The sequence below is a fragment of the Coleofasciculus sp. E1-EBD-02 genome (assembly GCF_040218245.1).
Taxonomy (GTDB): Bacteria; Cyanobacteriota; Cyanobacteriia; order Cyanobacteriales; family Coleofasciculaceae; genus Coleofasciculus.
Map to the genome: position 1 here is coordinate 1 of NZ_JAVJQN010000151.1, position 10,204 is coordinate 10,204.

Genomic DNA, 10,204 nt, shown 5'->3' on the forward strand with positions numbered 1-10,204 from the left:
CATTGGTCATTGGTCATTGGTCATTGGTCATTGGTCATTGGTCATTGGTCATTGGTCATTGGTCATTGGTCATTGGTCATTGGTCATTGGTCATTGGTCATTGGTCATTGGTCATTGGTCATTGGTCATTGGTCATACGCCCGGAAACCGTAAGGATACTGCCTCTGTCCTCCCCCATGGAACAAAAAGCGAAGCATCCTCTGGTTTCCCCCTTTTGAAGGGGGACGGAAGGGGGATCTAAAAGGGAAGGGGGCTGGGGGGTTAGGTTTTTCCAACTCGCCAGCAGTATCCCTAAGCTGATGAGGTGATCCGGATATAGGGAGATTCTTTTTAAAATATCTTTCTATTTTAACACCAAACTGATTTGAATGGGTAGGTATTATCCCCACAGTTTCTAGAAAAATCACCCAACCTTGACATTAAAAATATTTGTAAAGAATTAGATTGACTTCTCCAAAATTTGCTGATTTAATATCCATGGAGTTACGATAGAGATAGACAGTTAGAGAGAGCGGTAAACGTCCAGGCTAAATAGACCGCAAGGAATAGATTTAGTTAGGATCAACCTTACTGTTCTTCCTAGAGACCCATGACTAGAGTCAAGAGCCTGAGGTACAAATAAAACGCTACGAGTTTTTAGCAGAACCACAATCACCTTAGACTGTTGACCAAACCTTCTAAACAAGAATGGTCAGGGCTACGTCTAACGTTCAAAACTTTGCACAAAAAAAGAGGTAAATAATGCCTATGGTTGGGACAGTTACACCTAAAACATCTACACAAAAGCATGAGACAGCTAGTGTTTTATGCGAACAATGGCAGAATTTTAATCCCGGTAAATGGACGAATGAAATTAATGTCCGGGATTTCATCCAAAAGAATTATACCCCATACACACAAAACGACTCTTTCCTTGCCGGAGCAACGGAACGGACTAAAACACTCTGGCAAAAAGTCTGCGATTTAATGCAGCAAGAGCGGGAAAAGGGTATTTTAGATGTCGATACCAAAGTCCCCACCAGTATCACTGCCCATGCACCGGGTTATATTGATCAAAACCTGGAACAAATTGTCGGCGTCCAAACCGATAAACCGTTAAAACGGGCAATTATGCCCTTGGGTGGTATCCGAGTTGTCAAGAAATCCCTGGAAGCTTACGGCTATCAGCTTGATCCCCAAACAGAAGAGATTTTCACCAACTATCGCAAAACCCATAATGATGGGGTGTTTGATGCCTATACGCGGGAAATGCGGAAGGCGCGACATTCTGGGATCATTACGGGGTTACCGGATGCCTATGGTCGGGGTCGAATTATTGGTGACTATCGCCGGGTTGCACTATATGGAATCACCCGTTTAATTGCGGATAAAAAACAGCAGCAAGATTCCCTGGAATTCGATGCGATTGATGAGTCCGTTATCCAACAACGGGAAGAAATTTCTGAGCAAATTCGGGCGCTAAAAGAACTGCAAGACATGGCAGCTAGCTATGGCTGTGATATTAGCCGTCCGGCGGCAAATGCCCAAGAAGCGGTACAGTGGACGTACTTTGGTTATCTGGGTGCGGTGAAGGAACAAAATGGTGCGGCGATGTCCTTGGGACGGGTGTCTACGTTCCTAGATATTTATGTTGAACGGGACTTAAATAACGGCACGCTGAACGAATCCGAGGCGCAGGAATTAATTGACCATTTCGTGATGAAACTGCGGATGGTGCGTTTCCTGCGGGCACCAGCTTACAATGAACTGTTCTCCGGTGACCCGGTTTGGGTAACCGAAGCCATTGGCGGCATGGGTGAAGATGGTCGTCCGTTGGTGACGAAGACCAGTTTCCGTTTCTTGCATACGCTTTATAACTTGGGTCCTGCACCGGAACCAAATTTAACGGTACTGTGGTCAGAACGGCTACCGATGAACTTTAAGCGGTTCTGCGCCAAGGTATCGGTAGAAACCAGTTCGATTCAGTACGAGAACGATGACCTGATGCGATCGCACTATGGTGATGATTATGGCATTGCCTGCTGTGTATCGGGAATGCCGATTGGCAAACAGATGCAGTTCTTTGGCGCACGGGTTAACCTGGCGAAAGCCTTACTCTATGCGATTAATGGCGGTAAGGATGAAAAAGCGGGCGAACAAATCGGTCCGGAACTGGCAGCGATTACCTCAGAGTACCTTGATTATGACGAGGTGATGGGGAAATTCGACCAAATGATCGAGTGGTTGGCGAAACTCTACGTCAATACCCTCAACGTAATCCACTATATGCACGATAAATATTGTTATGAGCGTTTGGAAATGGCGCTGCATGACCGGGATGTTTATCGGACAATGGCATGTGGGATTGCTGGCTTGTCGGTGGTTGGCGATGCGTTATCGGCGATTAAATATACCAAGGTGAAAGTTATTCGCAATGACCAGGGTCTCGCCGTAGACTATCAGGTAGAAGGAGATTATCCCAAGTTTGGCAATAACGATGATCAAGCAGATGAGATTACTGCCAACCTGGTGAAAGCGTTTATGGATAAAGTCCGCAAGAATAAGACTTATCGCGGCGCTGTTCCTACCCAGTCGATTCTCACGATTACCTCCAATGTAGTGTACGGGAAGAAGACCGGAAGTACCCCTGATGGACGCAAAGCTGGGGAACCCTTTGCCCCGGGTGCGAACCCGATGCATGGTCGTGATAGCAATGGCGCGATCGCAGCCTTGGCTTCAGTGGCGAAACTACCGTATGAACATGCCCAAGATGGGATTTCTTATACGTTCTCCATTGTGCCGCAAGCGTTGGGTAAGACGGATGATGCGAAGGTGACTAATTTGGTGGGAATGCTGGATGGGTATTTCCATGATGAGGGTCATCATATCAATATCAATGTCTTCAATCGCGATACTCTGCTAGATGCGATGGATCATCCAGAGAAATACCCGCAGTTAACGATTCGGGTATCGGGTTATGCGGTGAACTTTATTAAGTTAACCCGCGAACAGCAACTGGATGTGATTAATCGCACATTCCACGAACGGATTTAGGTGCAATAGTTTTGGTTCGCCGAAATCCTAGATATAGATATAGCGTAGGGTGGGCATTGCCCACCAGCTAAAACGACAAAGCGAAGGATCACGCACCAGGTTTCCTCGAATAAAGCCAAGTCGGGGCGGGTTTAGTTACATCTGGGTGCTTTCGTAAACGATAGTTGTGAAACCCGCCCCTACACACGGGCGGGTTTAGTTACATCTAGGTGCTTTCGTAAACGATAGTCATCAAATCTGCCCCTACCGACGAATAATGCCACGTTTGGAACACTCAACATTTGAACTATGGTAATGCAATCATCAATTTCTCAATCCCCAATCGCCACTCCTAAAACCTCTGTAAAAGGACGCATTCACTCCTTAGAAAGCTGCGGTACGGTGGATGGTCCAGGTATCCGCTTTGTTATTTTTACCCAGGGTTGTCCCCTGCGTTGTCTTTATTGTCACAATCCGGATAGTCGCTGTATTCGTGAAGGTCAGGAGGTTACGGTTGATGAACTGATGACCCAGATCCCAAAGTATCGTTCCTACATGCGCTTTTCCGGCGGCGGCGTTACCATAACAGGGGGTGAACCCTTGATGCAGCCGGAATTTGTCCGCGAAATTTTCCGACGTTGCCAAGACCAAGGGATTCATACCGCCCTAGATACGTCGGGTTATGTCAACTTGGATGTCGCTAAACCTGTACTGGATCATGCCGATTTGGTCTTGTTGGACATCAAATCCTTTGATCCCAAAATTTATTTTAAGATTACCAACGTTTCCCTCGAACCGACACTCGCGTTTGCCCAGTATCTGAGTGAGATTAAAAAGCCAACCTGGATTCGCTTTGTCCTAGTTCCCAATTTATCCGATAACCTAGAGAGTATCGAGGGATTAGCCCAGTTTGTCTCTAGCTTGGACAATGTGGAAAAAGTCGAAGTTCTGCCGTTTCACAAAATGGGAGAGTATAAATGGCAACAACTAGGGTATGACTATCAGCTTAAAGACACACCCTCGCCAACGCCCCAACAGGTACAGCAGGTTATGGACATCTTTCAAAGACAGGGGCTGAATGTGCAGTAAGATTGAGGTGTAGACCATGGACGGGAAAGAAAATCTCTATTTATGTATGGGTTCAGCGTGTCATCAATTGGGTGTTTATGAAGTATTACCCAAAATTCAGCAGTTGATTAGCACCTACAATTTGGAGGATAAGGTTGAATTAAAGGGTTCCTTTTGTTTGGAAACCTGTAGCGCTGGTATTGTGATGAAGTTTAAGGATAAATTTTTTGTCAATATCAATGCTAACAATGTTGAGCAAAAGTTTAAACAAGAGATTCTGCCTTGTATTCAATGATGTATAGGGAGAGGGAACAGGGAACAGGGAACAGGGAACAGGGAACAATAAGTTTCACTTAACCTGGCAATAGCACCTTGATCAATAAATACTATGGCAAGTAATGATAAGAGTTTGTGGGAATTATTGTGGCGGTATGATCCCAACGGTTTGATTGTCGTGGATAAAGATATGACAATCAAGCTGGTGAATCCTGCCTTTTGCAAAATGTTTAATGTAGAACAGGAGGCGACTATTGGTGAGTCCGCCTCCACTATTTTGACAGATGTCAGTGATTTTCAACGAGTCTGGGATAATGATGAGGTGATTCAGGGGAAGGAAAAAGAGTACGCTAATCACCAACTTTATGTCAGAGAAGTTATTTTTCCGATTAAAGAGGAAAATATAATTGCAGCTATTTTGGTGAATATGAGTTATGAGTTACAGCGTAAGCGAGAATTGATAAAAGTTAAGCGGGAAACGGTGGAAAAGGTTAATGAGGTGGTGGATAATCAAATGAAAGTTGTCCAAGAAATTGCGGGGATATTAGGAGAAACGACGGCAACAACGAAGGTGAGTCTATTGAAGATTATTCAAATGGTGGAACAGGAGATGGGGTAGAAAATAGGTTAGGAAGCAGGGGAAGTAGGGGGAGCAGGGGAAGCAGGGGGAGCAGGGGGAGCAGGGGAAGCCATGTAGAGACGTAGCATGCTACGTCTGGGAGCAGGGGGAGTAGTCGTTTAACACTATAATATAAAAGCTTATGAGTCGTGATCATTTTCTGGATATCTATGATTTAAGCTTAAATAAAAAGGGAGAGGAACTGTGTGGCGACCAGGTTAAGTTTATCAAGACAAAGGATAAAACAACGATTGTTTTATCGGATGGGTTGGGAAGTGGTGTCAAGGCGAATATCCTGGCAACGCTGACGACGGAAATCTTGATCACCATGTTGAATGCCGATCTGCCTCTAACCGAGGTGATTGAAACGGTGATTGGTACGTTGCCAATTTGTAGTGTCCGGAAAATTGCTTACGCCACGTTTACTATAATTCGGATTAATCATAAAACTAATAAATTTAAAGTTATAAACTTTGACAACCCCCCCATTTTTCATTTTAGGAAAGGAAAACCTGTCCCGGTTGAAACCCGAACCGAGAAAATTCTGGAGAAAGATATTGTTATTTCCGAAGGGCATTTAGAACGGGGAGATTTCCTGGGGGCGATTAGTGATGGCGTCTTGTATGCGGGGCTGGGTGCGGTCTTAAATTTTGGCTGGGGCTGGGAAAATATTGCCAAATACATTGAAAGCCTATATATTCGGGATACCTACACTGCTCGTAATATTGTCCGTAAAGTGATTGGCGAAACGCACAACCTCTATCAAGGGAAAATTGGGGATGATGCCACGTTTGTGGGCGTCTGTGTGCGGAAGCGTAATGAGTTAATGATTTTTACCGGACCCCCTCTAGATCAACGTCACGATCAGGTTTATGTGGAACGCTTATTAAACTTTGAGGGCAGAAAAGTGATCTGTGGTGGAACCACGGGAAATATTGTGGGCAAATATCTGGGTGAAGAGGTAGAAATGGATATTGCCACGATGCGACCAGATTTGCCACCGATTGGGAAGTTAAGCCAAATTGACCTGGTAACTGAAGGGATATTAACGATCTCCAAAAGCCTAGAAATCTTAAAAAAATGTAAATGTGATATCGATCGCTTACCGAGTGATCGCAATGGGGCGGCGCTTCTGGCTAAGGAAATCTTGATGGCGGATTCGGTACTTTTCTTGGTGGGGCAGAAAATTAACGAATTTTACCAAAATCCGCTGTTACCCAAAAACATTTCCATCCGCCGAAATTTAGTAGAAGAGGTAGTGAAGTATTTGCAAAATCACAAAAAAGAAGTCCAGTTAGAATACTGCTAAGTTAGGTCAGTGGAGATCAAGGGGAATGATGTTAGGTTCTGTAAACATCCAGTCAAGCCTGACGAAGGACAAAGGACATACAACCAATGACAAATGACCAATGGGTGGTGATTGGCTATGGGAATACGCTGCGGCGGGATGACGGTGTGGGTCAAGTTGTGGCAATGCGGGTACAAGAGTGGGGATGCCTGGGAGTGCGATCGCTTTCCCGGCACCAACTGACTCCAGAATTGGCACAAACCTTAGCCACTGTGGAGGGGGCGATTTTTGTGGATGCTTATCCGGTATCTGGAGAGACAGCCACGGTGCAAGTCTTTCCCCTGCGATCGGAGGATGCTGATACAATCTCGGTCGGGCATCATTGTGATCCGCGATCGCTGTTAGCGTTAGCCCAAGCCCTTTATGATCATTCTCCCTCCGCTTGGCTGGTTACTATCCCCGCTGTTGACTTCGAGTTTGGCGAAACCCTCTCACCTATTGCCCAACAGGGAGTTACCGACGCCCTGCTTCATATTCATCGCCTGTTGGCAATACAAGCGGAATCGCCGACTCAATTATCATCAGGTTGCACCGAGATGGGGCAGCAGGGGCAGCAGGGGCAGCAGGGGCAGCAGGGGCAGCAGGGGGAGATAGGGGAGATGGTGAGTTAATTCACGCGCCATACCCTCGAACTAACTGAAGGGTAAAACTTCAAACTATTATCTTCCTCACCTTCCTCATCTTCCTCATCTTCCTCATCTTCCTCACCTTCCTCATCTTCCCCACCTTCCTCACCTTCCCCAACTGAGATGGCAGATTATCAGGGAGAACCCTAGGTTTTAATCCTTGTGTGTTCAGTGTTAACCGTTCCGTTTCAATTTTTCCCCAGACGTATTAATAAGGAAAGGAAAAAACAATGGTTAAGCCACTTAAACCAACCACCGATCCAGCGTATGATATTCTGCGTTCGGAACGTCAACCCCTGCACTCCTTCTTCGCCCCCGATACCGTTGCTGTGATTGGGGCGACGGATAAAGAGGGCAGTGTGGGGCGAACCCTGCTATGGAATTTAATGAGTAATCCCTTCGGGGGAACCATTTTTCCAGTCAATCCCAAACGCCATAGTGTCTTGGGAATTCCTGCTTATTCGAGTATTAAAGACATACCTGATCCCGTGGATCTGGCGATCATTGCCATACCCGCCCCTTTTGTACCCGGCGTTGTCCAAGAGTGTGTTGAGGTTGGCGTAAAAAGTGCGATTATTATTTCAGCGGGATTTAAAGAAACAGGGTCTAAGGGAGTTGAATTAGAAAAGCAAATCCTGGAAACCGCCCGGGGCAAGATGCGAATTATTGGTCCGAATTGCCTGGGTTTAATGAGTCCGCGCAGTGGGTTAAATGCTACTTTTGCCAGTACCATGGCGCGTCCTGGTAATTTGGCGTTTATTAGTCAGAGTGGGGCATTATGTACCGCTGTCCTCGATTGGAGTTTCTGGGAAAATGTCGGCTTTAGCGCCTTTATTTCCATTGGTTCGATGATGGATGTAAGTTGGGGGGATCTGATTTACTATCTCGGTGATGATCCCCACACCCATAGCATCGTCATTTATATGGAATCCATTGGCGATGCCCGATCCTTCCTTTCAGCGGCGCGGGAAGTGGCATTAACCAAGCCGATTATCGTGATTAAAACCGGGCGAACCGAAGCCGCCGCCAAGGCATCAGCCTCCCATACCGGATCTTTAGCAGGTAGCGATGATGTCCTGGATGCCGCCTTCCGCCGCTGTGGTGTAGTTCGCGTGAATACCATCTCCGAACTGTTTGATATGGCGGAGGTGTGGGCGAAACAACCCCGTCGTCCCAAAGGACCCCGCTTAACCATTATTACTAATGCTGGGGGACCAGGGGTATTAGCAACAGACGCCCTAATTAGCGCGGGTGGTTCATTGGCAGAACTCTCGGAGGATACGGTAACTGCCCTCAACGAAATCCTGCCCCGCCATTGGAGTCATGGCAACCCCATTGATATTCTCGGTGATGCTGATCCCGATCGCTATACCAAAGCCCTTGACATTGCGGTTGAAGATCCCAACAGCGATGGCTTGCTGGTGATTCTCACGCCCCAAGCCATGACTGATCCTACCCAAATTGCCGAACAGTTAAAACCTTATGCCCAGAAAGCTGGGAAACCCGTGTTTGCTAGTTGGATGGGAGGATCAGAAACCAAAACTGGGGAAACCTTACTCAACCGTGCCAGCATTCCCACCTATCCCTACCCTGATGATGCGGCGCGGTTATTTAATTTAATGTGGCAGTACAGCTACAACCTGAGTGGAATCTACGAAACGCCGATTTTACCCTCATCCGAAGAAACCGGACCCGATCGCGCTTTGGCGCAGCAGATGATTGAAACGGCACGCAAGGCGGGACGGACGATTCTGACGGAGTTGGAATCGAAACAACTACTCGCTGCCTATAATATCCCGATTGTGCATACTGGGGTGGCAAAAACAGAAGAGGATGCGGTGAATTGGGCAAATTCTCTGGGATACCCGGTGGTGTTGAAACTCTTCTCGGAAACCATTACCCATAAAACTGATGTGGGTGGGGTTCAGTTAAATCTCACCGATGAAGAAGCGGTGCGTTGGGCGTATAACACGATTAAATCAACGGTGACGGAGAAAGTCGGCGCTGAACATTTCTTGGGGGTTACGGTTCAAGAAATGGTGCGCCAGGATGGTGCTTATGAACTGATTATCGGCAGCATCGTTGATCCGCAGTTTGGACCGGTGTTAGTCTTTGGGTCTGGGGGACAGTTAGTTGAGGTATTCAAGGATCGCGCGATCGCACTCCCACCTCTGAATACTACCCTGGCGCGGCGGATGATCGAACAGACGCAAATCTATAAGGCACTCAAAGGGGTGCGGGGGCGTCAAGCCATTGATTTAGCCGAACTTGAGCAGATTATGGTTCGCTTTAGTCAGTTGGTGATTGAACAGCGTTGGATCAAGGAAATTGATATTAATCCCCTGCAAGCGTCTTCAGATCGACTCATCGCCTTAGATGCCCGGATTATCCTCCACGATTTAGATGTTGAGGAAAACCAACTGCCCAAAACGGCGGTTTGTCCCTATCCTCGGCAGTACGTCACCCCATGGCAGCTTAATGATGGCACGCCGATAACAATTCGTCCGATTCGTCCAGAGGATGAACCTTTAATCGTGCAATTCCACCAAACGCTATCGGAAGAAAGTGTCTATTTGCGTTATTTCAGCTTAATGAAGCTGAGTCGGCGGATTGCCCATGAACGATTAACCCGCATCTGCTTTATCGACTACGATCGGGAAATGGCACTGGTGGCGGACTATAAAAATCCGCAAACCGGAGAACACGAAATCTTGGGTGTGGCGCGATTGAGTAAGATGCATGGGATTAATGAAGGGGAATTCGCTATGTTAATTAGTGACCCCTATCAGCGTCGCGGATTAGGGACGGAATTACTGAAACGCATTATTCAAGTGGGTCGCCAAGAGAAACTGACGCGGATTACTGCTGATATTCTGGCAGAGAATGTGCCGATGCAGAAGGTGGCGGAAAAAGTGGGGTTCCATCTGGAACGGGCAGGTAATGATTTAGTCCAAGCCGAGATTCGTTTATAGTTAGGACTGACCCACAGAGGCTGAATCGTAGGGGTACGACATGTCGTACCCCTACGGAACTTGAGATCTCAACAACCAGACGCTTCTGCTATAGTAGGGCTTGCTGCACAAAGCCAAAATCGCAAAGCCCATCAATACTTTAAGCTTTATTGACAGAGGGTTTGATTCAAGGAAATCGGGTAGTATTCTTCATAAGTATGGCATCACCTTGCTCAGGAAAAATGTACCCCCGCTTCCCCCGCTTCCCCAGCTCCCCCGGCTTCCCCAGCTCCCCCGGCTTCCC

7 protein-coding genes and 1 pseudogene are annotated in these 10,204 nt (G+C 47.0%); all 8 read left to right on the forward strand.

What is annotated here, in order from left to right; genetic code table 11:
• Positions 1–218: pseudogene (locus tag RIC07_RS24100) on the forward strand (hypothetical protein); the annotation flags it as partial.
• Between the two features lie 529 nt (positions 219–747).
• Positions 748–3,033: a formate C-acetyltransferase gene (gene pflB / locus RIC07_RS24105; RefSeq protein WP_446396723.1), complete on the forward strand. Its 2,286-nt coding sequence runs from the start codon at positions 748–750 to the stop codon at positions 3,031–3,033.
• Between the two features lie 294 nt (positions 3,034–3,327).
• Complete coding sequence (gene pflA / locus RIC07_RS24110; protein ID WP_446396724.1) at positions 3,328–4,101, forward strand: pyruvate formate-lyase-activating protein; 774 nt, start codon at positions 3,328–3,330, stop codon at positions 4,099–4,101.
• A 16-nt stretch (positions 4,102–4,117) separates the two neighbouring features.
• Complete coding sequence (locus RIC07_RS24115; RefSeq protein WP_006106178.1) at positions 4,118–4,375, forward strand: (2Fe-2S) ferredoxin domain-containing protein; 258 nt, start codon at positions 4,118–4,120, stop codon at positions 4,373–4,375.
• 93 nt (positions 4,376–4,468) lie between these two features.
• Positions 4,469–4,975: a PAS domain-containing protein gene (locus RIC07_RS24120; RefSeq protein WP_446396720.1), complete on the forward strand. Its 507-nt coding sequence runs from the start codon at positions 4,469–4,471 to the stop codon at positions 4,973–4,975.
• 142 nt (positions 4,976–5,117) lie between these two features.
• The gene (locus tag RIC07_RS24125; RefSeq protein ID WP_006106165.1) at positions 5,118–6,284 is read left to right on the forward strand and encodes a SpoIIE family protein phosphatase; all 1,167 of its coding nucleotides are present in this window, start codon (positions 5,118–5,120) and stop codon (positions 6,282–6,284) included.
• Positions 6,285–6,370: 86 nt separating this feature from the next.
• A complete protein-coding gene (locus RIC07_RS24130; protein ID WP_446396721.1) occupies positions 6,371–6,934 on the forward strand; it encodes a hydrogenase maturation protease in 564 nt (187 codons plus the stop codon).
• 245 nt (positions 6,935–7,179) lie between these two features.
• On the forward strand, positions 7,180–9,921 hold the full coding sequence (locus tag RIC07_RS24135; protein ID WP_446396722.1) for a bifunctional acetate--CoA ligase family protein/GNAT family N-acetyltransferase: 2,742 nt from the start codon (positions 7,180–7,182) through the stop codon (positions 9,919–9,921).
• The last annotated feature ends 283 nt before the right edge of the window (positions 9,922–10,204 follow it).

Excerpts from the sequence above, each read along its gene's own strand:
- RIC07_RS24115 (WP_006106178.1), top strand. The coding sequence starts at position 4,118 with ATGGACGGGAAAGAAAATCTCTATTTATGTATGGGTTCAGCGTGTCAT.
- RIC07_RS24120 (WP_446396720.1), top strand. The coding sequence starts at position 4,469 with ATGGCAAGTAATGATAAGAGTTTGTGGGAATTATTGTGGCGGTATGAT.
- RIC07_RS24125 (WP_006106165.1), top strand. The coding sequence starts at position 5,118 with ATGAGTCGTGATCATTTTCTGGATATCTATGATTTAAGCTTAAATAAA.
- RIC07_RS24130 (WP_446396721.1), top strand. The coding sequence starts at position 6,371 with ATGACAAATGACCAATGGGTGGTGATTGGCTATGGGAATACGCTGCGG.
- pflB (WP_446396723.1), top strand. The coding sequence starts at position 748 with ATGGTTGGGACAGTTACACCTAAAACATCTACACAAAAGCATGAGACA.
- pflA (WP_446396724.1), top strand. The coding sequence starts at position 3,328 with ATGCAATCATCAATTTCTCAATCCCCAATCGCCACTCCTAAAACCTCT.
- RIC07_RS24135 (WP_446396722.1), top strand. The coding sequence starts at position 7,180 with ATGGTTAAGCCACTTAAACCAACCACCGATCCAGCGTATGATATTCTG.